21 protein-coding genes are annotated in these 24,798 nt (G+C 73.2%); 10 read left to right on the top strand and 11 right to left on the bottom strand.

Features of this window, described 5'->3' with window-relative positions; genetic code table 11:
• Positions 1-320: 320 nt before the first annotated feature.
• Complete coding sequence (locus ACZ53K_RS25110) at positions 321-1,211, top strand: aminoglycoside phosphotransferase family protein (RefSeq protein WP_468840608.1); 891 nt, start codon at positions 321-323, stop codon at positions 1,209-1,211.
• A 40-nt stretch (positions 1,212-1,251) separates the two neighbouring features.
• Here the strand turns inward: ACZ53K_RS25110 and ACZ53K_RS25115 are convergent, their stop codons facing one another.
• Positions 1,252-2,034, bottom strand: coding sequence for an exonuclease domain-containing protein (locus ACZ53K_RS25115; protein ID WP_468840610.1), 783 nt, complete (start codon positions 2,032-2,034; stop codon positions 1,252-1,254).
• A 154-nt stretch (positions 2,035-2,188) separates the two neighbouring features.
• Complete coding sequence (locus ACZ53K_RS25120; protein ID WP_468840612.1) at positions 2,189-2,800, bottom strand: hypothetical protein; 612 nt, start codon at positions 2,798-2,800, stop codon at positions 2,189-2,191.
• Between the two features lie 129 nt (positions 2,801-2,929).
• Here ACZ53K_RS25120 and ACZ53K_RS25125 point away from each other — a divergent pair, with 129 nt between their 5' ends.
• Positions 2,930-3,364: a nuclear transport factor 2 family protein gene (locus ACZ53K_RS25125; protein WP_468840614.1), complete on the top strand. Its 435-nt coding sequence runs from the start codon at positions 2,930-2,932 to the stop codon at positions 3,362-3,364.
• A 16-nt stretch (positions 3,365-3,380) separates the two neighbouring features.
• On the opposite strand, the gene ACZ53K_RS25130 is transcribed toward ACZ53K_RS25125, so the two are convergent.
• The 3 genes from ACZ53K_RS25130 to ACZ53K_RS25140 all read right to left on the bottom strand — a co-directional run bounded on the left by ACZ53K_RS25130 (position 3,381) and on the right by ACZ53K_RS25140 (position 7,116).
• Positions 3,381-4,646 (bottom strand): SAV2148 family HEPN domain-containing protein, encoded by a 1,266-nt coding sequence (locus ACZ53K_RS25130; protein ID WP_468840616.1) that lies wholly within the window; start codon positions 4,644-4,646, stop codon positions 3,381-3,383.
• Positions 4,647-4,748: 102 nt separating this feature from the next.
• Positions 4,749-6,119, bottom strand: coding sequence for a copper amine oxidase (locus tag ACZ53K_RS25135; RefSeq protein WP_468840618.1), 1,371 nt, complete (start codon positions 6,117-6,119; stop codon positions 4,749-4,751).
• Positions 6,120-6,285: 166 nt separating this feature from the next.
• Positions 6,286-7,116: a Tat pathway signal sequence domain protein gene (locus ACZ53K_RS25140; protein WP_468840620.1), complete on the bottom strand. Its 831-nt coding sequence runs from the start codon at positions 7,114-7,116 to the stop codon at positions 6,286-6,288.
• A 217-nt stretch (positions 7,117-7,333) separates the two neighbouring features.
• Here ACZ53K_RS25140 and glgX point away from each other — a divergent pair, with 217 nt between their 5' ends.
• The gene (glgX, locus tag ACZ53K_RS25145; RefSeq protein ID WP_468840622.1) at positions 7,334-9,577 is read left to right on the top strand and encodes a glycogen debranching protein GlgX; all 2,244 of its coding nucleotides are present in this window, start codon (positions 7,334-7,336) and stop codon (positions 9,575-9,577) included.
• Positions 9,578-9,581: 4 nt separating this feature from the next.
• On the opposite strand, the gene ACZ53K_RS25150 is transcribed toward glgX, so the two are convergent.
• The 3 genes from ACZ53K_RS25150 to ACZ53K_RS25160 all read right to left on the bottom strand — a co-directional run bounded on the left by ACZ53K_RS25150 (position 9,582) and on the right by ACZ53K_RS25160 (position 10,681).
• A complete protein-coding gene (locus ACZ53K_RS25150) occupies positions 9,582-9,812 on the bottom strand; it encodes a hypothetical protein (protein WP_468840624.1) in 231 nt (76 codons plus the stop codon).
• 56 nt (positions 9,813-9,868) lie between these two features.
• The gene (locus ACZ53K_RS25155; RefSeq protein ID WP_468840626.1) at positions 9,869-10,366 is read right to left on the bottom strand and encodes a hypothetical protein; all 498 of its coding nucleotides are present in this window, start codon (positions 10,364-10,366) and stop codon (positions 9,869-9,871) included.
• Between the two features lie 66 nt (positions 10,367-10,432).
• On the bottom strand, positions 10,433-10,681 hold the full coding sequence (locus ACZ53K_RS25160; protein WP_468840628.1) for a hypothetical protein: 249 nt from the start codon (positions 10,679-10,681) through the stop codon (positions 10,433-10,435).
• A 56-nt stretch (positions 10,682-10,737) separates the two neighbouring features.
• Here ACZ53K_RS25160 and treY point away from each other — a divergent pair, with 56 nt between their 5' ends.
• Together treY and ACZ53K_RS25170 are read left to right on the top strand one after the other, a co-directional pair.
• Positions 10,738-13,203: a malto-oligosyltrehalose synthase gene (treY, locus tag ACZ53K_RS25165; protein ID WP_468840630.1), complete on the top strand. Its 2,466-nt coding sequence runs from the start codon at positions 10,738-10,740 to the stop codon at positions 13,201-13,203.
• Positions 13,204-13,322: 119 nt separating this feature from the next.
• Positions 13,323-14,153 (top strand): M55 family metallopeptidase, encoded by an 831-nt coding sequence (locus ACZ53K_RS25170; RefSeq protein ID WP_468840632.1) that lies wholly within the window; start codon positions 13,323-13,325, stop codon positions 14,151-14,153.
• Here the strand turns inward: ACZ53K_RS25170 and ACZ53K_RS25175 are convergent.
• Positions 14,124-15,047 (bottom strand): LysR family transcriptional regulator, encoded by a 924-nt coding sequence (locus ACZ53K_RS25175; RefSeq protein WP_468840703.1) that lies wholly within the window; start codon positions 15,045-15,047, stop codon positions 14,124-14,126. The two genes, ACZ53K_RS25170 and ACZ53K_RS25175, sit on opposite strands and share 30 nt — an antisense overlap.
• Positions 15,048-15,151: 104 nt before the next feature.
• On the opposite strand from ACZ53K_RS25175, the gene lpdA reads away from it, so the two are divergent.
• Positions 15,152-16,597, top strand: a complete 1,446-nt coding sequence (lpdA, locus tag ACZ53K_RS25180; protein ID WP_468840634.1) for a dihydrolipoyl dehydrogenase — start codon at positions 15,152-15,154, stop codon at positions 16,595-16,597.
• A gap of 243 nt (positions 16,598-16,840) precedes the next feature.
• A complete protein-coding gene (gene otr(A) / locus ACZ53K_RS25185) occupies positions 16,841-18,766 on the top strand; it encodes a tetracycline resistance ribosomal protection protein Otr(A) (RefSeq protein ID WP_468840636.1) in 1,926 nt (641 codons plus the stop codon).
• On the opposite strand, the gene ACZ53K_RS25190 is transcribed toward otr(A), so the two are convergent.
• Complete coding sequence (locus ACZ53K_RS25190) at positions 18,763-19,308, bottom strand: FHA domain-containing protein (RefSeq protein ID WP_468840637.1); 546 nt, start codon at positions 19,306-19,308, stop codon at positions 18,763-18,765. The genes otr(A) and ACZ53K_RS25190 overlap by 4 nt on opposite strands.
• 261 nt (positions 19,309-19,569) lie before the next feature.
• Here ACZ53K_RS25190 and ACZ53K_RS25195 point away from each other — a divergent pair, with 261 nt between their 5' ends.
• Both ACZ53K_RS25195 and treZ read left to right on the top strand, forming a co-directional pair.
• Positions 19,570-20,496 (top strand): GNAT family N-acetyltransferase, encoded by a 927-nt coding sequence (locus ACZ53K_RS25195; protein WP_468840638.1) that lies wholly within the window; start codon positions 19,570-19,572, stop codon positions 20,494-20,496.
• A 49-nt stretch (positions 20,497-20,545) separates the two neighbouring features.
• Entirely contained in the window at positions 20,546-22,423 is a 1,878-nt protein-coding gene (gene treZ, locus ACZ53K_RS25200) for a malto-oligosyltrehalose trehalohydrolase (RefSeq protein WP_468840639.1), read from the top strand.
• Between the two features lie 68 nt (positions 22,424-22,491).
• Here treZ and ACZ53K_RS25205 read toward each other — a convergent pair whose 3' ends face one another.
• Complete coding sequence (locus ACZ53K_RS25205) at positions 22,492-23,025, bottom strand: type 1 glutamine amidotransferase domain-containing protein (protein ID WP_468840640.1); 534 nt, start codon at positions 23,023-23,025, stop codon at positions 22,492-22,494.
• A 214-nt stretch (positions 23,026-23,239) separates the two neighbouring features.
• On the opposite strand from ACZ53K_RS25205, the gene ACZ53K_RS25210 reads away from it, so the two are divergent.
• Entirely contained in the window at positions 23,240-24,796 is a 1,557-nt protein-coding gene (locus tag ACZ53K_RS25210) for a PucR family transcriptional regulator (RefSeq protein WP_468840641.1), read from the top strand.
• Positions 24,797-24,798 lie beyond the last annotated feature (2 nt).

Genomic DNA, 24,798 nt, shown 5'->3' on the forward strand with positions numbered 1-24,798 from the left:
CCCCGGGCCCGCGCCGCCGGCCCCGCACCCGTCTTCGTCGTACGCCCCTGGCCTCGTACGGGACCGTCTCGGCCCAACGCGATTCCCCCGCTTCCGTACACCCCGGACGGCACCCGCCGACCGCGAACGTTTCCGCCCGGAACGACTGCGACCACCACGAACGGACCGCACGACCCCGGGCGGAACGGGGCAGACGGCCGCCGTCATCGTCGTGACGGCGCCCGGCGCAGTCAAGCACCCCGCCGGAACTCCGCCTCCCGCCCCCGCGACGCGGGCACCTGCGAGACTGGTACCGATCACGCACCGCAGGAGGCGCCCCGATGACCGCACCGAGCACCACTCCGTTCACGGAGGCGTACGCCCGGGACGTCCTGGCCGCGGCCGGACGGCCCGACGCCGCCGCCGACGCCCGGCTGCTGTCGCTCGGCGAGAACGCGGTCTTCACCATGGGCGGCAACGGCCCGGTCGTACGGGTCGGACGCAGCGCCGAACTGCTGGAGCGCGCCGAACGGGAGCTGCGCGTCGCCGTCTGGCTGGCGGATCAGGGCGTGCCTGCCGTACGCGCGGCCGAGCCGTCGGCCCGTCTGGTGAACGGGCACCCGGTCACCTTCTGGGAGCGGCTGCCCGACCCCGTACGCCCCGCCGAACCGGCCGACCTGGCCGCCCTGCTGCGCCTGGTGCACGCGCTGCCGGAACCGCCGTTCACCCTCCCCCGGCGTGAGCTGCTGGGCGGAGTGGAGCGCTGGCTGCGGCTGGCCGGCGACGCGGTCTCGGCGCGGGACGCCGAGTATCTGCGGGGCCGCCGCGACGCGTTCGCCGCTGCCGCCACCGCACTGGAACCGCATCTGCCGCGCGGCCCCGTCCACGGTGACGCGCTGACCCGTAATGTCCATGTGGGCCCCGACGGCCCGGTGCTGGTCGACCTCGAAACCTTCTCCTCCGATCTGCGGGAACACGATCTCGTCGTGATGGCTCTCAGCCGCGACCGCTACGGCCTGTCCGCCGCGGCGTACGACGCGTTCGTGCGGATCTACGGCTGGGACGTACGCGACTGGGAGGGCTGCGCCGTGCTGCGCGGCTCCCGGGAGACGGCCAGCTGCGCCTGGGTCTCCCAGCACGCCCCGGGCAACCCCGCCGCCCTCAAGGAGTTCCGCCGTCGCATCGCCTCCCTCCGCGAAGGCGACACCACCGTCCGCTGGTACCCCTTCTGACGCTCCCCTCCCCTATTCCCCTCAAGCCCCTCCTAAGCCTCTAGGCGCTGCCGCGCGCGGCCGGTGCCTGCCCGGGCAGATCCAGCTCCAGCTCCTCGGGGGCTTCCCGCGTCCGCTGGTACGGAATGAGCGGCCAGGCCGCCTCGACTATCGCCGCCGGGTCACCGGAGCGGCGCAGATACCGCTGGAACGAGGCGGCCTGGTCGGCGGCCGCCTTCTCCTGGAGGGCGTGCAGCGCGGCGAGCGCCGTCCCGGCCACCTCCGGATGCCGCTCCCCGATCCGGCGCGCCACACCGGCAGCGGCCACCGCGTCCGCGCCTGCCTCGTGCGCCGCTTCCAGCGGGACGCCGTAATGCCGGCAGAGGGCTTGGAGGGTCCGCTTGCCCTTGCGGTAACGGTCGACGTGCTTGTCCAGCACCAGCGGGTCGATGACCGGGGCGGGCGCCCGGCCGAGCCGCTCGGCCGGTGTGGGCAGGCCGTACCGGCGGCATTCGCGGTCCAGCAGCGAGAGGTCGTACCGCGCGTTCATCACCACGAGCGGGAGGCCGGCCTCCAGGGCCGCGGCGAGCGCGGTGGTGATCTGCTCGATGCCGTCCGCCGCCGGCTGCCCATGTGCCCGCACATGGGCGGTGGTCAGCCCGTGTATGGCCGCCGCCTCGTCGGGAACCGGCACGCCGGGATCGAGCAGCCAGGAATGCCGCATGGCCTCCCGGCCGTCCGCGTCCAGCCTTATCAGCGCGGCGGTGACGATGCGGTCCTGCTCGACGTCCGTGCCGGTGGTCTCCAAGTCGAAGCTGACGAGCAGCCCTTGATGCCAGCCCATGACGGCCTCCTTCGGTGTTGCTTCCCCCGTGTTCCCCTACTCTCCCACGCGACACTGACAACGCCCGGGCCTCCGCCCGCTTTCCGTCGGGCGACGGTGACCGGTCGCGCTGAAGGGCCCCTACGGGAAGAGGAGCGAGCCAGTCGTCCGGCTCTCAGTGGCCGCCGCGTGGCTCGAAGCAGCCGGTCTCCAGGAACGGGCCGCTGACTTCGAGCTGGCTGCCGGACGGCTTCACGGCGCCGTGCACGCAGGCGTCCTTGCGCACCCGCAGGGCGAAGAGGGCGCCCTCCGGGGTGACCGGGGCGGTCTGGGTGAGTATGTGCTGTGTGCCCATGCCGCTCACGACGAGCGTCCCGGGCTGCAGGTCGTCGTCGCCGGATCGGTAGCCGAGGCGGAGCAGCGCCGCCCGCACGCTGTCCGGGTCCCACACGTGGTCCGCCCAGAGACGTTTGAGGACGGGTTCGATGCGGGCGGCTTCCTTACGGGCGGCGCTTTCGCCGTCGGGGGTCATCTCGCGGGGGAATTTGAAGCCGTTGTTCTCGCGGTAGTGCGGGGCGCCGTCGTGGGAGCCGGATTCCACGTTGCCTCGTGCGGGGCCTACGGCGGAGGGCGTGGGCGTAGGGCTCGGGGCAGGGCCGGCGCTCGGCGGATCGGCGCTCGCCGGGCCCGTGCGCTGCTGGCCGCAGGCGGTCAGGGTCAGCACAGCGCTCAGGAGGAAGCCCGCAGCTATGTAGCGGGATCTGTGGCGGGATCTGTAGATCTGCATGTAGGGACTCTGCCACGGCGTCAACGTGGTGGTCCGCCCCGCCTGGGACACCGAAGTCGCACCGCTCCGACCTGCCGTGGCGTCCCCTGGGCGCATACGGCCCGGGGCCGCTTCTGCTAGGTCTGTGCCATGGACGACGCCGGCACATTCCCCACTACGGAAGCACGCCTCACGCCCGTGCTGGAAGCCCTCACCGCCCGCGAGCCGCTCTTCCACCGCCCTGAGTTCGGTACCGCCCGAGCCGACTTCGAGCGCATGACGGCACCGGACTTCTGGGAAGTGGGCGCGTCCGGGCGGCGCTACAGCAGGGCGTACGTGCTCGACGCCCTGGAGGAACGTTTCCGCACCCCGGCGGCCACGGCCACCCCGACCGCCCCGCCGGCCGGAACATGGCACACCTCCGGCTTCCACTGCCGCGAGCCGGCCGAAAGCGTCTACCTGCTGACGTACACCCTGGTCCTCGACGGCCGCACCACCCGTCGGGCCACCCTCTGGCAGCGCGACGGCGAGGACTGGCGCGTCCTCTACCACCAGGGGACCGTCGTGCAGGACGCGGCACCGTAGTCCCCCGCCCTCCCCCTCACGACACCGGCCGCGAGTCTGCCCACACGTTCTCGAATTCCTCCCGGTATGTCGCGAAAAGGCCGTGGTCGTCATCCCGGTCCGCCTCCTGGCGCAGCACCTCGCGGGCGCCGCCGCGCAGGACGAGGACCGGTGACTCCATGCCCCGGCTCCGGCGGAGGTAGGTCTGGACGACGGCCACGCCGTCCGGGCCGTCGCCGTCGACCAGATAGGCGGTGAAGCGCGGGGTCTCGTCGAAGACCTGGATCTCGAAGGCGCCAGGGTCGTGCAGCCGGGCCCGTACCCGTCGCATGTGCAGGATGTTCATTTCGATGGAGCGGCTCATCTCGCCCTTCTTGAGGCCCAGTTCCCGTTCGCGGCGGCGGACCGCGCTGCTGGCGGGGTTGAGGAAGAGCAGCCGGACCCGGCAGCCGGACTCCGCGAGGCGGACCATGCGGCGGCCGGAGTAGTTCTGCACGAGGAGGTTGAGGCCGATGCCGATGGCGTCCAGGCGGCGGGCGCCGCCGAAGAGGTCCTCGGCGGGCAGCTGCCGCTGGAGGCGCACCCGGTCGGTGTGGACGCCGACGACGTCCGCGTACCGGTCGCCGACCAGGTCCTCGACGGCGTCGATGGGCAGCCGTCCCGCGGTGCGGGTGCCGATGCCGGAGCCGAGTATCTCCAGCAGCCGGGCCGAGGCCCGCTCCGCCTGGGCGAGGACGGTGCCGGTCAGGGCGCGGTTGCGGGAGACGATGTTGCGGGCCACCTCCAGCTCGTCGAGGGCCAGCTCCACCTCCCGCCGGTCGTCGAAGTACGGCTCGAAGCAGGGCCAGTGCTGCACCATCAGCTCGCGCAGTTGCGGAAGGGTCAGGAAGCTGAGGATGTTGTCGTCGGCGGGGTCGAGGAGGTAGCCCTTGCGGCGGCTGACCTCGCGGACCGCGACCGCCCGCTGGACCCACTCCTGCCCGGTGGGCCCGGCGGCGGCGATGACCCATTCGTCGCCGTGCACCGGTTCGTAGATGGGGCACAGCACGGCCGCCACGACGGCGCGCAGCCGCTGTTCGACGAGGTTCAGCCAGATGTAGGCGCGCCCGGCCCGCCGGGCGCGGGTGCGCACCTCGCTCCAGGCCTCGGCGCCCCAGTCCAGCTCCGCGCCGATCTCCATCGGCCGGGCCAGGGACACCGCCCCGGGCGGGGCGTCGACGGAGCCGCCCTCGTGTCCCTCGTGACCGTCCTGGCCTTCATGGCCGTCGTCACCAGGGGGCAACTCCAGCCCGCCCGAGCTCACCTGCGCACCGCCTTCCGAACCCCCGTGCCAACGATCAAGGCAGACTACTGCGGGTCCGGGAGGCGGTGCAGCAGGATGGATCGAGTCCTCGGCCAACTCCCCTTATCCGGCGTGACCGTTGTGCCCGGAAAGCTCGGGCGGAGTGAGCGGATTCATAGCGGTGACGTCCCGCGGGGCGAGCTGGAAGCCCTGCCAGTGGACCGGCATGGGCTCCTGGTCCTCGTCCCGGGCGATGTGGTGGTACCCGATGTTGATCCACGCGATGGGGTGGCGCAGCGGCTGCCCGTTGACCCAGCTGTCGACGCTGGTGCCGGCGCCGGCGCCGCAGTTCGCGAGGTTGTTGCTGGCGAACTGCTCGCAGGTGTTGTGTTCGGTGAAATACACGTCGTGCTGCGTGAAGCCGCGTCCGGTGTACTTGCTGGAGCGACCGGGGACGATCTCGTACGACCGGGGATGACCGTCCTTGTTCTTGCCGATGTTGCTGACGACCCGCCACCAGCGGGTCGGCCCGGCGTCGCCCGCCAGTTCCTTGGCCACCGGCGTGCGGACCGTCTGCGTCTTGGGTGTCCGTCCGCCGCTCTGCGGGGTGGTCGTGGAGTCGAACTGCTCCACCCGGTTGGCCGACGAGCCGTCCAGCCCGAAGTTCAGGCGCCAGAAGACGTTGTGGCTGTGGCTGGTGGCGTAGTCCTTGGCGCCCTTGCCGATCGGCCAGCCTCGGCCGTCACCCGCGTCGTAATCGGCGGGTGAGAGCGTACCGGTGGCGCCGACCTGCATGTTCATCGTGCCGTCGGCGGAGAAACGCCATTCGACGATGTATTCGTACCACCCGGTCTTGTTGACCGTGTAGACGAGCAGGTCCTTGCCCTGGAGCTGGTAGGTCTTGGAGGTTTCGCCGGGGTAGCGGCCCAGGCGGTAGGCGTGGCCGCGGGCGCGCGTGGTGACGCACAGGCCGTTGACGTCCGGGTGCTCCGGGTCCCAGGCGTCCGGCACCTTGACCGATTTGATGGTGCCGCCGGGACACTCTCCCGGGTCCAGCGTCTGCAGCCCCTGGGCGAAGCTCTGCCCGGTGAGGTCGTCGTACTCCATGCCGCCGTCGTCGTACGGGACGTGGATCTGGGCCAGTTTCGCGCCGGTCAGCACCTGGATCGGCCGGGGCTCGCCTTTTGGCTGGTACGAGACGTTGTCCAGGGCCAGCCCGGCGTTCGTCTCGTAGTGCCAGCACATGCGCCAAGTGGTGCCGCCTTCGAGGGTCTGCGTGATGCTGTACGGGGTACTGCACCCTGCGGCGGTGGGCGCGGGCGCAGGAGCGGCCTGTGCGGTGGCCGGTCCGGTCGTCAGCGCGGCCGTACCGAGCAGCAGCGGCGCGGCGAGCAGTGCGGCGCGCCGGACACGGGCACGGTGGGTACGGACGTGGATACGGGCAGGGACACGGCCGTGGCCGGCACCGGCGCGGCGGAAGGGTCTTTCGTGCATGGAAACGCTCCTGTACGACAGTGATACGGAAGCTACGGAGTACGCGGGTGGTGCGGGGCCGGGTGGCAGGCGCACGAACACGACCACCCGCCCGGGTCCGGCCGGCTGCGCGGGCACCGTCCCGGACGCGGGCGGCCGTGCGGGCACCGCCCCGGGCCCGGGCGGCTCAGTCCAGCCGGCCGACCGTACGGGCGCTCAGGTCGACCACATAGCGCCGGGTGTCGATCCACTGGCCGTTGCGCACCTTCGTGAAGAGCCGCACGCAGCGGTGTTCCCCGCAGGCGCGCAGCCGTTCCGGAGCCGGCCCCTCCGCCTCCCCCCGGTAGACGAAGCCCCGCACGGTCAGCTGGCCGGGGCCGGTCAGCTCCTTGCCGGTGGCGTGTTTGTAGTCCTCCCGCAGCCCGGCTCCCTCGGGGGCGGCGATCAGGAGTCCGGCCGCGGCTTCGCTCTCGGTCCGGTTGGGCGGCGGCTGGACGCCGTGCCGACTGGCCGCCTTCTCCACCTTCCCGGTGGTGAGATTGACGGTCCTGGTCACGTACGCGTCGGTCCGGTAGTCGTAGAACGACACGTTCGCCCGGCGTGGCGGGTCGGCGAGGCCGGTCTCGTCCGGGCCCGGCTCGGCCAGATCGGTGGTCAGCCGCTCCGGCCCCGCTCTGCCCTTGACGTCCTCGGTGGCGCCGCGGAACGTACGGGGCGCGGCGAGGGCCTGGGCCCGCGCGGCCTCGTCGTCCGTGAGCGGGTCCCGGCCGACGCCCGCGCGCCCCTCCGCGGGGGCCCGCTCGACCGCCCCCGGCCGTACCTGCTGCGCCTGGCCCGTTCCCGCCCCCGGCCCCTCGGCCGCGGCGGCCCGGCTCCCCCCGCCGGCCGCCCCCGCGTCCTCCGGCAGGGTCACCGCGGCCAGCACGGCGGTACCCGCCAGCGCCACGGCCGCGCCCGCCACCAGCTTGCCCAGGTGGCGGTGCATCATCTTGCGCACTGTTCCCCCCTGCTGCCTCATGGTGCTCAGCACATATCGGTCGTCCTGTACGACGATCCGACTTCGCCGCGGGTTGCCCGCCTTTCGGCGCAGATCGCGCGAAAAACCAGCCGTATTGGGCAGGTTGAAACACGAGACGGACGCAGCACCGTACGCAGCAATCGAACACGGCGACGCACGACCGACGTGATGCCTCAAGGCGTCGCGGCGCCCATCGAGGAAGTGGAAGAGTCGACGTATGCAGGTCTGGCCGGGACAGATGTATCCCCTGGGTGCCACGTACGACGGTGCGGGCACCAACTTCGCGGTGTACTCCGAGACGGCGGAACGCATCGAGCTGTCACTGCTGCACGACGACGGCTCGGAGACCGCCGTCGAACTGCGGGAGACCGACGCCTTCGTCCGGCACGCCTACCTCCCCGGGATCATGCCGGGGCAGCGGTACGGCTTCCGGGTGCACGGCCCGTACGAACCGGAACGCGGTGACCGGCACAACTCCGCCAAGCTGCTGCTGGACCCCTACGCGAAGGCCGTCAGCGGCGCCATCGACTGGGACGAGGCGGTGTACGGCTACCACTTCGGCAAGCCGGACAGCCGCAACGACCTCGACTCGGCGCCGCACACGATGTCGTCGGTGGTGATCAACCCGTACTTCGACTGGGCTGACGACCGCCCGCCCCGCACCGATTACCACGAGACGGTGCTCTACGAGGCCCATGTCAAGGGCCTGACCATGCTCCACCCCGACCTGCCGGACGACCTGCGCGGCAGCTACGCGGCGCTGGCGCACCCCGCGATCATCGAGCACCTGACCGGGCTCGGGGTCACGGCCCTGGAGCTGATGCCGGTCCACCAGTTCGTGAACGATCACCGGCTGGTGGACGCGGGCCTGGCGAACTACTGGGGCTACAACACCATCGGCTTCTTCGCCCCGCACAACGCGTACGCGTCCTGGGGCGACCGCGGGCAGCAGGTGCTGGAATTCAAGTCGGCGGTGCGGGCGCTGCACGAGGCGGACATCGAGGTCATTCTCGACGTTGTCTACAACCACACGGCCGAGGGCAACCACCTGGGCCCGACGCTGTCCTTCCGCGGCCTGGACAACGCCTCGTACTACCGGCTCGCCGACGAACCCCGCTACTACATGGACACCACCGGCACCGGCAACTCCCTGCTGATGCGCAGCCCGCACGTCCTCCAGCTCATCATGGACTCGCTGCGCTACTGGGTGACGGAGATGCGGGTGGACGGCTTCCGCTTCGATCTGGCGGCGACCCTGGCCCGGCAGTTCCACGAGGTCGACCGGCTGTCCTCGTTCTTCGACCTGGTGCAGCAGGACCCGGTGGTCAGCCAGGTCAAGCTGATCGCCGAGCCGTGGGACGTGGGCGAGGGCGGCTACCAGGTGGGGAACTTCCCGCCCCTGTGGACCGAGTGGAACGGCAAGTTCCGCGACACCGTACGGGACCTGTGGCGCGGCGAACCGCGCACCCTGGCCGAATTCGGGTCCCGGCTGACCGGTTCCTCCGACCTCTACCAAGGTGACGGGCGGCGCCCGCTCGCCTCCGTCAACTTCGTCACCTGCCACGACGGCTTCACCCTGCGCGACCTGGTCAGCTACGACAACAAGCACAACGAGGCCAACGGCGAGAACAACCAGGACGGCGAGGGCTTCAACCGGTCCTGGAACTGCGGCGCCGAGGGCCCGACGGACGACGTCGAGGTCCAGGAGCTGCGGGCGCGCCAGATGCGCAACTTCATCGCCACGCTGCTGCTGTCCCAGGGCGTACCGATGCTCAGCCACGGCGACGAGTTCGGGCGCACCCAGCACGGCAACAACAACGCGTACTGCCAGGACAACGAACTGGCGTGGGTGCGGTGGCCGGGTGGCGCGGGCGACTCGGGCGCCACGGCCGACAACACCGGCGCGGAGTCGCCCGGGGAAGCCCCCGACGAGGCCGCCACCACGGAATTCCCGGACGAGGACGCCCAGGAACTGTTCGCCTCCACCGCCGTCCGCGACGAGGACCGGGAGATGTTCGCCTTCGTCCGGCAGATGGTGTGGCTGCGGCGCGACCACCCCGTCTTCCGGCGGCGGCGCTTCTTCCACGGCCGCCCCATGGAGGGCACCCACGACGAGCTGTCCGACATCGCCTGGTTCACCGCGGAGGGCGAGGAGATGCGGCAGCGGGACTGGCAGGCCGCGCACGCCAAGTCGCTGACGGTCTTCCTCAACGGCAGCGCGATCACCGAGCCGGGCCCGCGCGGCGAACGGATCACCGACGATTCCTTCCTGCTGATGTTCAACGCGCACGCCGACGACCGGGAATTCACCGTGCCGGTGGACCACGGCCGCCAGTGGCAGGCGGTCGTGGACACCGCCCACCCGGAGGCCGTCGCCGACGGAGGCGGCCTCAAGGCCCAGGCCGGCGACCGGCTTACCCTGCCCGGACGCAGCATGGTGGTGCTCCAGCGGCCGGCCTGACGCCCTACTCCGGAGCCGTACGGGCACCCCGCCCTCGCACCCCCTGCCGGGGCGTCACGGGGGCGGGCGTACGCGTCCGCCGCGAGGCGCGCCCCAGCGCCAGAACCAGGATCAGCGCGGCGGCCCCGAGCGCCACCGCGAAGGCGGCGGGCGGGCCGTAGGCCTGGGCGAGGCGGCCGGAGGCGGCCGCGGCGGGGGCCTGGCCGCCGACGACAGCGCTGGTCAGGGAGGCCATGGACTCGGTGAGGCGGGTGGCGGGGACGGCGCGTTCGGTGAGCGCGAAGATCGTGCTCAGGTGCGGGGCGAAGGCCGCGCCGAGGACGGTGACGGCCAGGTAGAGGCGCGCAGCGTGTGTACGGCGCGTGGCACCCGTGGCCGGTCCGGGTACGCCACCGGCCGTATCCCAGGCTCCGCCATTGCGGTGGATCCTGCTGGTTTAGTCCGGCCTGGTGAAGGGTGCCGCGCGGCGTGGTCGACGGGGGCGCGCCGGGTGGCGGCCGGGTCGCGGTCCGGCGGGCGCACGGCGGCGCCGAAACGTTTCTGTCCACCCCTGCGCACGGGACGGGACGGCCGCGGCACCACCGCCGTCGGATGGAGCGCGAAAGCGGACCCGCCCCCGGCGAGGAGCACCGCCGCCAGCCCCAGCGCGACGGCCGGATGGGCGACGGCAGCGACCAGCCCCACCAGGGACGGGCCGAGCACGAACGACACCTCGTCCAGCGTGCCCTCCAGGGCCAGTACGGCGGCCACCAGCCGGCCGTCCGCCTCCGAGCGGCGGGCCAGCGCCACCGGACGCGCCCGGGCCAGCGGCCCGACCTGCGGAACACCAGGTCGAGTCTTTTGGATCAGCCTGCATCAGCCCGCGGCGTCTGGTGCGGTGCCCACCAGCCCGGCCATGGCCAGGCTGCCGCTGGTCGCGCTGACCAGCAGCACACTGCCCGGCTGGCACATCGCCGCCGGCAGCCGGCCGAGGAAGGAGACGACGGGCAGCAGCGGTCCGCCCAGGGCGATCACCCGGCGGTGGGCGGCGAGAGCGGAGACCATCGCCCGACGCGGCGCACCGCCGAGGGCCGTACGGACGGTACGTACGAAGCGTTCCGGCATCAGGGCGTCCCGCATCGGATGAAACAACAAGCCGTCCGGCGGGTACGGGTGTTCCCATGACGGCCGATTCCAGTGCGCCACCCACCGCCACTGAGCCCCCCACCGCCACGTACCGGCTGCAGCTCCAGCCGGACCTGCCCTTCGCCACGGCCGAGAAGGCCGTGCCGTACCTCGCCGCGCTGGGCGTCTCGCACCTCCACCTCGCCCCCGTCCTGGAGGCGGTGCCCGGGTCCACACACGGCTACGACGTGGTGGACCACTCGGCGGTACGGGCCGAACTGGGCGGCGAGGAGGGCCTGCGGGCGCTGGCCGCGACGGCCGCGGCGCACGGGGTGCGGCTGGTGGTGGACACCGTGCCCAACCACATGGCCGTACCGGCGCCGGAGTCGCTCAACGCCCCGCTGTGGGCGGTGCTGCGGGACGGCCCGGCCTCCCCGTATGCCCGCTGGTTCGACATCGACTGGGACGGCGGGCACGGCGGCCGGGTGCTGCTGCCGGTGCTGGGCGGGCGTCTGGGGGACGAACTGGAGAACATCCGGGTCGACGGCGACGTACTGCGCTATCACGACCACACCTTCCCCATCAGGCCCGGCACCGAGCAGCTGCCGCTGCCCCGCCTGCTGGACGCGCAGTGGTACCGCCTCGCCTGGTGGCGGCTGGCCCGCAGCGAAATCAACTACCGGCGGTTCTTCACCATTTCGGAACTGATCGGCGTACGGGTCGAGGACCAGGAGGTCTTCGAGGCGACCCACGCCACGCTGCTGCGGCTGCTGCGCGAAGGCGTCGTCGACGGGCTGCGCGTCGATCACCCGGACGGTCTGGCCGCCCCCGGCGACTACCTCGCCCGGCTGCACGCCGCGACCGGAGGCCGCTGGACGGTGGTCGAGAAGATCCTGACCGGCCGGGAGCAGCTGCCGCGCGGCTGGCAGTGCGCGGGCACCACCGGCTACGACGCCCTGCGGCACCTCGACGGCCTGTTCGTCTGCCCGCTCGGCTCCGGCCGGCTCTTCAGCGTCTACCGTGATTTCGTCGCCCCGCTCGCGGACGCGGGCGGCGACTGGGAGGAAACGGTACGCCGCGCCGCCTACGAGGTCGTCACCCACGACCTCGCGGCCGAGGTCGACCGCCTGGTGCGCACCGCCGGGCGGATCAGCGACCGGGCGTCCCACCAGGGCGACCACGCGCCCTGGGCGCTGCGCACCGCCATCCGCGAACTGCTGGTCCGGCTGCCCGTCTACCGCCCGTACGCCACCGACGCCGCCGGGGCGCGCGACGCGCAGCGCTGCGAGCAGGACGCGGCGATGCTGGCGGAGGCCGCCGCACGGGCGCGTACGGTCTTCCGCGCGCCGGAGGAGGCGCTGGCGGTGGACCTGGTGCGCGACCTCGCGCTCGGCCTGCTCGGGAACGGCCCGGACTGCGCGGACTTCAGCGCGCGCTTCGCCCAGACATCGTCCGCGCTGCGCGCCAAGTCCGTGGAGGACACCGCCTTCTACCGCTACGTGCCGCTGCTGTCGGCCTGCGAAGTGGGCGCCGACCCGGGGGCGCCCACGGTGGGCGTGGACACCTTCCACGCGTACTGCGCCCGCATCCAGCGGGACTGGCCGCTCACCGCGACGGTGCTCTCCACGCACGACACCAAGCGCAGCGCCGACGTGCGGGCCCGGATCGCCGTCCTGACCGAATGCCCGGACCGGTGGCGGGAACTGCTGCGCCGGGTGTCCGCCGGGCCGGCCGGGGGTGAGGGTCCGCAGCCGCCGGACCAGCACCTGGCATGGGTGGCCTGGCAGACCGCCTTCGGCCTCGGCAAGCCGTCCACCGAACGACTGATCCCGTCGGTGCTGAAGGCCGTACGCGAGGCCGGGCTGCACACGTCCTGGACGGACCAGGACGCCGGGTACGAGGAGGCGGCCGGCGACTTCCTGCGCGCGGGGCCGTGCGGTCCGGCGGCGTCCTCACTCACCGAACTGGCCACCGAACTCGCGCCCTACATCCGCGCCAACGTGCTCAGCGCGGCTCTGCTGCACCTGACCATGCCCGGCGTACCCGACCTCTACCAGGGCACCGAGACCGAGTACAACGCCCTGGTCGACCCCGACAACCGCCGCCCGCCCCGGCTGCGCGCCGACCTGCTCACCGAACTCGACGACGGTACGCAGCCACAGGACCTGTCCGCGGACAAGCTGCTGCTGACCGCGACGGCCCTGCGCCTGCGGCGGTCCCGCCCCGAGTGGTTCGGCGCCCAGGGCACCTACACGCCCCTGCACGCCGACGGCACGGCGGCCGGCCACTGCCTGGCCTTCGCCCGGGCCGGGCGGGCGGTGACGGTGGCCACCCGGCTCTCCCTGCGGCTGGCCGAGGACGGCGGCTGGCGCGACACGGAACTGACGCTTCCGAGTACGGGCACGAGTACGCGTACGGGCTGGCGCGAACTGCTCACCGGCCGGGAAGTGCAACGGCCCGTGGTGTGCCTGCGCGAACTGCTGGGACGCTACCCGGTGGCACTGCTGGTCAAGGAGGACTGACGGGCGGACCCGTCGCGTACTCGCGTACGGCCGAGGCCCGCACGGCGACCGCTCCGGTGCGGAACCGCGGGAGCGACGGCAGGCGTCTGCCCAGTGGTCGAGCCCAAGGAGTGCACACCATGCGCATCTACCTCAGCGCGGACATGGAAGGCGTCACCGGACTGGTCGACGCGGACGACGTCCAACCCGGCGGGCGGGACTACGAGCGCGGACGGCTGATGATGGCGGAGGACGTCAACGCCGCCGTCCGGGGCGCCGTGACGGCCGGTGCCACGGACATCGTCGTCAACGACGCCCACGGCCGCATGCGCAACCTGCTGCCCGAGCACCTGGACCCGGCGGCCCGCCTCATCCGCGGCGACCCCAAACAGATGGGGATGCTCGAAGGGCTCGCCCCCGGGCACGACGCCGCGATCCTGGTCGGCCACCACGCGCGGGCGGGCACGCCCGGCGTACTGAGCCACAGCTTCATGGGCCACGAGATCGAGGACATCTGGCTGGACGGCCGCCCCGTGGGCGAAATCGGCCTGTCGCACGCCACCGCTGCCGCTCTCGGCGTGCCCGTGGTGGCGCTCACCGGCGACGACGGCGCCTGTGCGGAGATGAGGGAGTGGGACGACCGGGTCACCACCGTCACCGTGAAGCACGCGCACGACCGTTTCGCCGCCGCGCTGCTCCCGGACGCGGAAGCCCGCCGGGACATCGAGCAAGCCGTCGCCACCGCCCTCTCCGCACCGCCGCAGGCGCCCGAACCGTCTCCGGACCCGTGTGAGCTGGCCGTCCGCTGGCAGTCCGCCTCGGTGGCCGACACGTTGCTCGGGATACCGGGGGTAACCTCGGTGGACAGCCGGACGGTCCGGGCGCGCGGGGCACTCACCGACCTGTACCGGCTCTTCGGCATATGGATGCGGGTGGCGGCGTCACTGACCCACCAGGCGCCGTACTGCTGACCGGGACGCTCGCCGGTCGTCCGGCGGCAGGTGGGTCTCGCGGAGGAGCGTGACGAAGTGCGCGGCGGCGCCGGTGGGCGTGACGCGGGAGAAGGCGGTGATCTCGCGGCGCCACGGCGGGTCGGTGGGGACGGCGGTGCAGTCCAGACCGGTCAGTTCATGGGCAGCAGTGATCAGGACACCCACACCGGCCGCCGCCATCCGTACCGCCGTCGACGTGTGCTGCGTACGGACGGCCGTACGGGGCGTGAAGCCGGCCCGTTCGCACTCCACGTCCAGCCATCGCCGGCCCGCCAGGACCGGTTCCAGCGCGCAGCGCACCCACGGCCGGTCGGCCACCTCCTCGATCCGTACGGCGGTACGCCCGGCGAGCGGGTCGCCGGACGGCAGCACCATCACCATCCGCTCCTCGCCCACGACCGTGACCGGCCCCGGCCACGACTCGGGGCGCGGCCCGACCGCCAGGTCGGCGACACCGCGTTCCATGTGCGCGAACAGGTCTTCGGTGGTGGCGTATTCGTGCAGGACAAGGCGCACGCCGCCGTGCTCGCGCCCCCAGCGCGCGCAGACCTCCGGGAGCACGCCGATGGCGTGCGCGTGCACCGTTGCGATGTGCAGCTCGCCGCTCTCGGCCCCGGCCGTCGCCAGCGCGGCCCGGCGGGCCTGTTCGGCGCTGCGTACGGCGAGTTCGGCGTGCGGGAAGTAGGCGCGGCCCATGGGCGTCAGCCGGACGCCGCGCGGCAACCGTTCCAGCAGCGGGCCGCCGACCTCCCGTTCCAGGGCCTTGATCTGGTGGGACAGCGCGGACTGGGTGACGTGCAGCAGCTCGGCCGCCCGCGTGAAGGACCGCTCCTCGACGACCGTGACCAGGTATTCCATCTGCCGCAGACTCATGGCTGCCGCCCCCTCCGCACTCGCCACCGTCATGAACATCCTTCATCATCCCAATGGAAACATTGCCTTGGACTCATGGTGGACGGCGGGCGGAGGCTGGCCACATGAGAGACATGAGACACGGCAGCGGCGGCGACACCGACGTGATCGTCATCGGTGGCGGTACGGGCGGCTACAGCACGGCCCTGCGCGCCGCCGCCCTCGGGCTGCGGGTGGTACTGGCCGAGCGGGACCTCATCGGCGGCACCTGCCTGCACCGCGGCTGCATCCCGAGCAAGGCGATGCTGCACGCGGCGGAACTGGTGGACGGCATCGCGGAGGCGCGGGAGCGCTGGGGCGTGAAGGCCACGCTGGACACCGTCGACTGGGAAGCCCTGACCGCCACCCGCGACGGCATCGTGGCACGGAACCACCAGGGCGTCGAAGGGCACTTGAAGCGCGCCGGGGTGCGTGTGGTGCGCGGCAGCGCGCACCTGACCGGCGCGCGCTCCGTCTTCGTCGAGGCCCCGGACGGCGGGGAGTTCACCGCCCGGCGCGGCATCGTGCTGGCCACCGGCTCCCGCCCGCGCCTGCTGCCCGGCCTCGCACCGGACGGCCACACCATCGTGACCAGCGACGACGCGCTGTTCGCACCCGGCCTGCCGGACTCCGTCCTGGTGCTGGGCGGCGGCGCGATCGGCGTAGAATACGCCTCCTTCCACCGGTCCCTGGGCGCCCGGGTGACGCTCGTCGAAGCCGCCGGCCGGCTGCTGCCGCTGGAGGACGAGGAGGTGAGCCGCCATCTGGCGCGCGGGCTGAAGAAGCGCGGCATCACGGTCCGTACGGACTCGGTGCTGACCGGGGCCGACGTGACGGGCCACGGCGTACGCGTCACCGTCCGTACGCCCCGGGGCGAGGAGACCGTCGAGGCCGAGCGACTGCTCGTCGCGGTCGGCCGGGTCCCGGTGACCGACGGCCTGGACCTGGCGGCGGCCGGACTGGCCACCGACGAGCGCGGCTTCGTCCCGCCCGCCGACCGATCCCGGCTGGAGACCGCCGTACCCGGAATCCACGTCGTGGGCGACCTGCTGCCGCCCCCGTCCCCCGGCTTGGCGCACGCCTCCTTCGCCGAAGGACTGCTGGTCGCCGAAACACTGGCCGGCGTGCCGTCCCGGCCGGTGGACTACGCGACCGTGCCACGCGTGACGTACTCCGCACCACAGACCGCCTCCGTAGGCCTGACCGAGACGGAGGCACGCGCCCGCGGCCTGGCCGTCCGGGTCAACACCCTGCCGCTGACAGCGGTCGCGAAGGGCATGGTGCACGGACAGGGCGGCATGGTGAAGGTCGTCGCGACGGAAGGCGCGGGCGGCACTGCCGCCGGAACCGTACTCGGCGTCCACCTGGTCGGCCCGCACGTCTCGGAAATGATCGCCGAGAGCCAACTGCTGGTGGCCTGGGACGCCGAACCATCCGACGTGGCCCAGCTCATCCACCCCCACCCCACCCTGTCCGAAGCGGTCGGCGAAACGTTCCTGACGCTGGCGGGGCGGGGGTTGCATCAGCACTGAGCGGCGCCTGGCCGCCCCCAACAGGCCCTCGGGCACGACACCCCCGCAGCCGCGCCCCCAGCCGCCAAAAAAGAGTTGCGTCACCCCCGCCGCACGTCCACCATCGGCGCGTACGACCAGCACCCCTGCGTACGGGCCGTCCCGTACGCCCCCGCGCCACAGGCAGGAGCAACGGAATGCGCCGAAACCTCGGAACTACTCAGCGCCCTTACCGGACGACAGTTCTCGAGGTTTCGACCACTCATGCACACCCTGAACATCGGCATTCTGGCCCACGTCGACGCGGGTAAGACCAGCCTGACCGAGCGGCTCCTGTACGCGACCGGTGCCATCGACCGGCTCGGCAGCGTGGATGCCGGGAACACCCGGACCGACACCGGTGCCATCGAGCGCGAGCGTGGCATCACGATCCGGTCCGCGGTGGCCTCCTTCACCGTGGGGGACGTCCAGGTCAATCTGATCGACACCCCGGGGCACTCCGACTTCATCGCCGAGGTGGAGCGTGCCCTGGGCGTACTGGACGGTGCCGTACTGCTTCTGTCCGCCGTGGAGGGCGTACAGGCGCGTACGCGGGTCCTGATGAAGACGCTGCGGCGGTTGCGGCTGCCCACCCTGCTGTTCGTCAACAAGATCGACCGGGCGGGCGCGCGGACCGACGCGCTCGTGGCGGACATCCGCCGTGCCCTGGCGCCGCACGTCGTCCCGATGGCCTCCGTGCACGACGCGGGCACGCCGGACGCGCGGACCACGCCGCTCCCTGCGGAAGCACCGGCCGTACGGGCCCGGATGACCGAGCTGCTCGCCGACGCCGACGAGCGGATCCTCGCCCGCGCCGTGGACGGCCCGCCGCTCACCCCGGACGAGCTGCGGGCCACGCTGGCCGCCCGTACCGCGGACGGCTCGGTGCACCCGCTGTACTTCGGGTCGGCGATCGGCGGGCAGGGCGTCGGCGCGCTCATCGACGGCATGACCCGGCTGGTCCCGCCGCCCGCGCCCGGCGCCGCGGGCGCCCCGCCGCGCGGCACGGTCTTCGCCGTCCAGCGTGAGCCCGGCGGCGGCAAGAGCGCTTATCTGCGGCTCTACGAGGGCGAGTTGCGGCCGCGCCGCCAGGTCACCCTGCACCGCCGGGAGCCGGACGGCACGGCCGGGCGTGTCGAGGGGCGGATCACCGCGCTGGAGGTCGTGGGGCGGCCGCCGGGTGACCGGGCGCCGCTGACCGCGGGGAACATCGCGGTGCTGCGCGGCCTGCCCGGCGTCCGCGTCGGCGACCGGCTGGGCGGCGCGGCGCCCGACGCGCACCGGAAGGGGGACGACGCGCTGTTCTCCCGTCCCACTCTGGAGACCGTGGTACGGGCCCGGCGCCCGGCGCAAGCCGCCCGGCTGCGCGCAGCGCTGCTGGACCTGGCGGAGCAGGACCCGCTCATCCACGCCCGGCCCGCCGCCTCGGGCGCCACCTCGGTCCTCCTCTACGGGGAGGTCCAGAAGGAGATCATCGCGGCCACGCTCCGCCAGGACCACGGCATCACGGCGGACTTCGAACCGAGCCGGGTGGTGTGCGTGGAGCGGCCCCTGGGCACCGGCGAGGCGTACGAGGAGATCACCGGACGCGATCACGTCGGCTGGTGGGCGACGGTCGGCCTGCGCGTCGAGCCCGGCCCGCGCGGCTCCGGTCCGCGCTTCGCGTACGAGACCGAACTGGGCGCGCTGCCGCACGGTTTCCACCAGGCGGTGGAGGACACGGTGTACGCGTCGCTGAGCGACGGGCCGCAGGGCTGGGCGGTCACGGACTGCCGGGTCGTGCTGACCCGTTCCGGCTTCGTGGGGCCGGTCAGCACGGCCGGCGACTTCCGCGGGGTCACGCCGGTCGTCCTCGCACGTGCCCTGCGCCGGGCCGGCACGCGGGTGTACGAACCGTGCCACTCCTTCGAGGCGGAGGTGCCGCTGGACACGATCGTCCCGGTCACCGCGCGCCTCGCGGCGCTGGGCGCCGAGTTCGACGACACCTCGGTGGCCGGTGGTGCCTGGCTCCTCACCGGCACCCTCCCGGCCCGCCGGGTCCCGGACGCGGAGCGGCGGCTGCCGGGGCTCACCCACGGCGAGGGCGTCTGGTGGTCCCAGCCGGCCGGACCGGCGGGCGATCGTCCGGTGGCGGTAAGGGGGCGGGGCTAGCCGTCGGTGAGGACGTACCCCACGCTGCCGAACGCCACGTGGTCGCCCGGCTGCACCAGCACCTCGCCCACCACGCGGCGGCCGTTGACGCAGGTGCCGTTCGTGGAGCCGAGGTCGCGCAGGAGCCAGCCGTCGCGCGCGCTGCGCAGTTCGGCGTGGGCGCGTGAGACGGTGTCGTGGTTCAGGCGCAGGCCGGAGCCGGGGGCGCGGCCTATGAGGAGGGGGAACGGTCCCGGTGCGGGGAGCAGCAGCTTCGGCAGGCGTTCGCGGCGCCAGGCCCGGCGGACCATGATGTTGAACGACGACACCTTGCCGACCGCGCGCAGCACGGCGCCCTCGACCTTGCCGCGGGAGGCCAGGTCGGCGGTGGCCGCGGCGAGTTCCGTGTGCTGGCGAGCGGTGAGTACCAGCTCCAGCCGCCGCAGGAAGGTGTCCTGGGACAGCCTGCCTTGCGCCGCGCCTTCGCGCAGCAGTTCCAAGGCGCGCTCCCGGTCGGCTTCCGACGGGCGCGCCGGTCGGGCCGGGAACTCCAGCGATGTCATGCCGGTGATTGTCCGGTGCCCGCGCGCCGGTGTCCAGCCGGGTGGACCGTGGTCGCGTACGGCGGCCCGCGGCGGGGCCCGGCGGAAAACCGTGGCGCCGCGCCCGTGGTCCGGGCTACGCTCGGCGCCGGCCCTGGAAAAGGAGAGGAGGCGAGAGCCGTGCCGACGTACCCGTATCCGCGCTCCCGCCCCGCCCGCCGGGCCGTTCCGGGCTGATTCCGCCCTGTCGGGAGCGCATCGACCGCCTTCCGAGAGGACCCCATGACCGAGTTGGTCATCCGCGCGCTCACCGAGAGCGACGCGTTTCTGTTCGACACCCTGGACGATCCCACCGCCGGACTCGTCGGCCATCCGCCCTTCGGGCGCCGCTACGCGACAGTCGCCCAGGGTGGCCAGTACCGCCCCGAGTGGACATGGGTGGCGCTGCGCGACGGCGTGGTGGTGGCCCGCGCCGCCTGGTGGGCAGCGCCGGACGACACCCGGCCGATCGCCCTGGACTGGTTCGACTTCGCGCCGGGCGAGTCGGACGCCGCCGTCCGGCTGCTGCGCACCGCGCCCCTGCACGCCGAGTACGTCCTGCAACTGCCGCCCGGCTGGCGGGACCAGGAGGCCGTACGGGGCGCCGCCCGCGCCCGTATGGACGCGGCCGTCGCGGCCGGTCTCGCGCCGCTCGTCGAACGGTTCCGCTACACCTGGACACCCGAGTGCGGACTCCCGGAGTCGCCGGGGCGGCTGGTGTTCCGGCCCGAGCCCGACGACGGGGTGGTCCTGGACATTCTGCGGCGCGTCGAGACCGGCTCGCTGGACGCCCATGCCCGGCAGGCGATCGCCGAGGGCGGCGTCGAACAGGCCGCCCGGGAGGAGCTGGACTTCTTCAACTGGTGCCCCTCGCCGCGCGACTGGTGGCGGGTGGCCTGGACGGCCGATCCGGAGCGGGGTGGCGAGGTGGTCGGGCTGCACGTGCCCGCCCGTAATCTCCAGGCGCCCGTCATCGGGTTCATCGGCATCGTGCCTGCGCACCGCGGCCGGGGGTACGGGTACGACCTGCTCGTCGACTGCACCCGGCACCTCGCCGCGCACGGCGCGGACAAGATCGTCGGCGAAACGGACCAGCCGAACGTCCCGATGGCGGCGGCTTTCGCCAAGGCGGGGTATCCGATGACGCAGGAGCGTGCATTCTTCGTGTGAGAGCGGGCGGAGGGCCTCCTTCGTCCGCGCCGGACGAAGGAGGTCAGCCGTGCTCTTCGAGGTGTGGGCGCCGAACGCCGGACAGGTCGCGCTCCAGTTCGTCACGCCCCGCGGCCGTGCCGCGGACGGCGCGGGCCGCCGGGAAGGGGGCGAGGGGTACGCGCTGACGACGGGGCACGCCGCGGCGACGGAGCAGGCCCCCGCGGGGCGGGTGTCCGCCGAGCACGTGCCCATGGAGCGCGTTCCCGGCCGTGCGGGCTGGTGGCGGGCCGACGTACCGGCCCGCCACGGTGACCGTTACGGCTTCCGCCTCGACGACGGTCCGCTGCTGCCCGATCCGCGCGCGGCCCGGCTGCCCGAAGGGCCGGACGGGCCGGGCGCGGTCGTCGAGCACGACCGGTTCGCCTGGCGGCACGACTGGCCCGGCCGTGGCCTGCCGGGCGCGGTCCTCTACGAGCTGCACACGGGGACGTTCACCGATGGCGGCACCTTCGACGCCGCCGTCGAGCGCCTGCCACACCTGGCCGGGCTGGGCATCACCCATCTCGCGCTGATGCCGGTGTGCCCGTTCCCCGGGACGCACGGCTGGGGGTACGAGGGCGTCGCCCCCTGGGCCGTACACGAGCCGTACGGCGGCCCGGACGGGCTCAAGCGGCTGGTCGACGCCGCCCACGGACACGGCCTGGGCGTCGTCCTGGACGTCGTGCACAACCATCTCGGCCCGTCCGGCAACCACCTGCCCGCTTTCGGGCCGTACTTCACGGAGACCCATCACACGCCGTGGGGCGCGGCGGTCAATCTCGACGCGCCCGGGTCGGACGAGGTGCGCGCGTACTTCATCGAGAGCGCGCTCGCCTGGCTGCGTGACTACCGGATCGACGGTCTGCGCCTCGATGCCGTACACGCTCTGATCGACACCCGCGCCCGCCATTTCCTGGCCGACCTGTCCAGTGCCGTCGACGCCCTCTCCACACACCTGCGGCGGCCGCTCTTCCTGATCGCCGAGTCCGACCTCAATGACCCCCGCACCATCGCCCCGCGCGCGAGCGGCGGCCACGGTCTGCACGCCCAGTGGAACGACGACTTCCACCACTGCCTGCACGCCGCGCTGACCGGCGAGTCCCAGGGTTATTACGCGGACTTCGCCCGCGCGCCGCTCGCCGCCCTCACCAAGACGCTGACCGGCGGCTTCTTCCACGACGGTACGTACTCCAGCTTCCGCGGCCGCCGGCACGGCAGCCCGCTGGACCGGCGCGCCACCGCCGCCCACCGCCTGCTGGCCTATGCCCAGACCCACGACCAGGTCGGCAACCGGGCGCTCGGTGACCGGCTGGCCGCCGGCCTCTCCCCCGGTCTCGTCGCCTGTGGTGCCGCGCTGGTGCTGTGCTCGCCGTTCACGCCGATGCTGTTCATGGGCGAGGAGTGGGCGGCCCGTACGCCCTGGCAGTTCTTCTCCGACCACACGGACCCGGAGCTGGCCGAAGCGGTACGCAACGGGCGCCGCCGCGAGTTCGCCGAGCACGGCTGGCGGGAGTCGGACATCCCCGACCCGCAGGACCCGGCGACGCGGGACCGCTCCTGTCTGGACTGGTCGGAGCCGCGGCGCGAGCCGCACGCCACGCTGCTGGCCTGGTACCGCACCCTGCTCGCGGTGCGCGCCGCCCACCCGTCGCTCACCGATCCGGATCTGACGCGCACCGAGGTCGCGTACGACGAGGAGGCGCGCTGGCTGTCGCTGCGGCGTGGGCCGGTGCGGGTGGTGGTGCGGCTCGGCGGGGACGGTACGGCCGAGGTGCCGGGCGGGAGCGCGCGGGCTCGGGTGCTCGCGGCGTGGCCGGACGCGGACGCGGCGGCGGCCGGCCCGGACGGCGTCCTGAGACTGCCGCCCGAGTCGGCCGCGGTGCTGTCGGAGCCGGAGGCTGAGTGACCTGCTCCCGCCGAAGCGCTCATAGGTGAGCACTCGTGGGGCAGCGCCTGGGAGTCAGCTCTGGAGAGTCAGCTCTGGAACTCCGCGACGAAGGTTTCGCAGAACGCCTTCAGGTCGTCCGGCTTACGGCTGGTGATGAGCTTGTTGGGGCCGCCGGTGCAGACCTTGACCTGCTCGTCCACCCAGCTGCCGCCGGCGTTCTCGATGTCCGTGCGCAGGCTCGGCCAGGACGTCAGCGTACGGTCGCGTACGACGTCCGCCTCGATCAGCGTCCACGGCGCGTGGCAGATCGCCGCCACCGGCTTGCCCGCGTCGAAGAAGCCGCGGGCGAACGCGACGGCCTTCTCGTTCAGCCGCAGCGCGTCCGGGTTGGCGACGCCGCCGGGCAGCACCAGCCCGTCGAAGTCGCCGACCTGCGCCTGGTCCACGGTCTGGTCGACCGGGAAGGTGTCCGCCTTGTCCAGGTGGTTGAACGCCTGGACCCGGCCGGACTCGGTGGAGACGAGCTTGGGGGTGCCGCCGGCGTCGATCACCGCCTGCCATGGTTCGGTCAGCTCGACCTGCTCGATGCCTTCGGGTGCTACGAGAAACGCCACCTGCATGGCCGTTCATCCTTTGCGCTCGTCTTGCGTACGAAGGGGTGTTCCCTTTGCGGTCTTCTTTTCGCATCCCCGGCCACAACCGGGCAAAAACGTGCCAAATGGGAGGTGATCCGTCCCTGGAAAACGGGTACCGGGATGCGCCGCCCGCAAACAGGCCGACTCGTACGGCTGGCCGGACTGTCCACCGGCGCTTCACCTGGCGGACACTGTGTCCATGCCCCTGCGTATCGCCGACCTCCTGGCCCGGCCCGAACTGGACCTCTCACCGACCTACGACGTCCCGGCCGGGCTGCTGGACCGTACCGTCGAGGCCGCGACCGTCTCCGACCTGCTGCACCCGGGCAAGTGGCTGCAGGGCGGCGAGCTGCTGATGACGATCGGCCTGGTGCTGCCGATGGAGCCGGCGGCCTGCCGGACGTACGTCCGCGACGTGACCGAGGGCGGCGCGGCCTGCCTCGCGCTCGGACTCGGCACCGGACTCCCCTACCAGGAAGCCCCCGCGCCGCTGGTCGACGCCGCGCGCGAAGCGGGCCTGCCGCTGCTCACGGTGCCCGACGAAGTGCCGTTCATCGCGGTCACCAAAGCGGTGTTCGACGCGCGCGCCGACGAGCAGCAAGCCGTACTGCACCGGGCGTTCGCGACGCAGCGGCGGCTGACCGCGGCGGCGACGGACAGCGGACTGCAGCCGATGCTGGAGGAATGGACCGCCGCCACCGGCGTCGGCGCGGCCGTGCTCGACCCGCTCGGACGGCTGCTCGCCACGGGTGGCGGCCGGCCGGCCCCGTCCCCGGCAGCCGCCCGTGACCTGGTCGAACGGGTCGCCGCCCGCGGTCTGCGCGGCAGCGCGTCCAGCACCGCCGGCGGCCGCCGGCTGGAGGTGCAGCCGCTCGGCGCCCGGCGGCTGCGCGGCCTGCTGCTGCTCACCGGCAGCCCGGACGCGGCGGCCCGCGCCGTGGTCCCCGGCCTGGTCTCGCTGCTCTCGCTGGAGCTGGAGCGCCGCCACCTGATGGACGAGCCGGAGCGGCGCCGCAGGTCGGCGCTGCTCGCGGAGCTGCTGTCGGACGAGGAGGGGCCGGTGGGCCGGGCCCAGGACATCCTGGCCGCCGCCGGCCTCCACGACGACCGGGTGCGCGGCGTCGTGGTCGAGCCCCCGGCCGGCGGCCCGGAGGGCCCCGGCCCGGCGGACAGCGGCCCGCACGACATCGCCGCCGACCTCGCCCTGGCCATACCCGGCGGCCTGGTCCGGGTCGCGGCGGGCGGGCTCGTCGAGGCCGTGGTGGGCGCTGGCCTGGACGTACGGGACGTGCTCGGGCGGTTCGCGCCGCGCCGCCCCGCCGGGATCGGCCCGCTCACCGCGCCGGACGCGGTCCGGGTCTCGCTGCGGCAGGCGGCGGGGCTGCTCGGTGTCAGCCGGGCGAGCGGGGTCCCCGAAGAGGCCCGGGAGAGCGCGGCCAGCCGACTGCTCCTGGACCTCGGCGACCGCCGTACGCTGCACGGATACGCCGACGCCGTACTGGGCCCGCTCGATCTCGCCGACCACGGCGAGGAGTTGCTGACGACGCTCGCGGCCTGGCTGGAGACCGGCGGCGCCTGGGACGCGACCAGCCGCCGCCTCGGCGTGCACCGGCACACCGTACGCAACCGGCTCGACAAGGCGATGGAGCTGACGGGGCGCCGGCTCGACGACCCCGACGACCGTTTCGACCTGTGGCTGGCCACCCGCATCCGGCGCGGCGGCGATGTCCCGCCGGGCGCCGCCGGACGGCTCTGACG

It is taken from the genome of Streptomyces sp. NPDC033221, assembly GCF_055577005.1.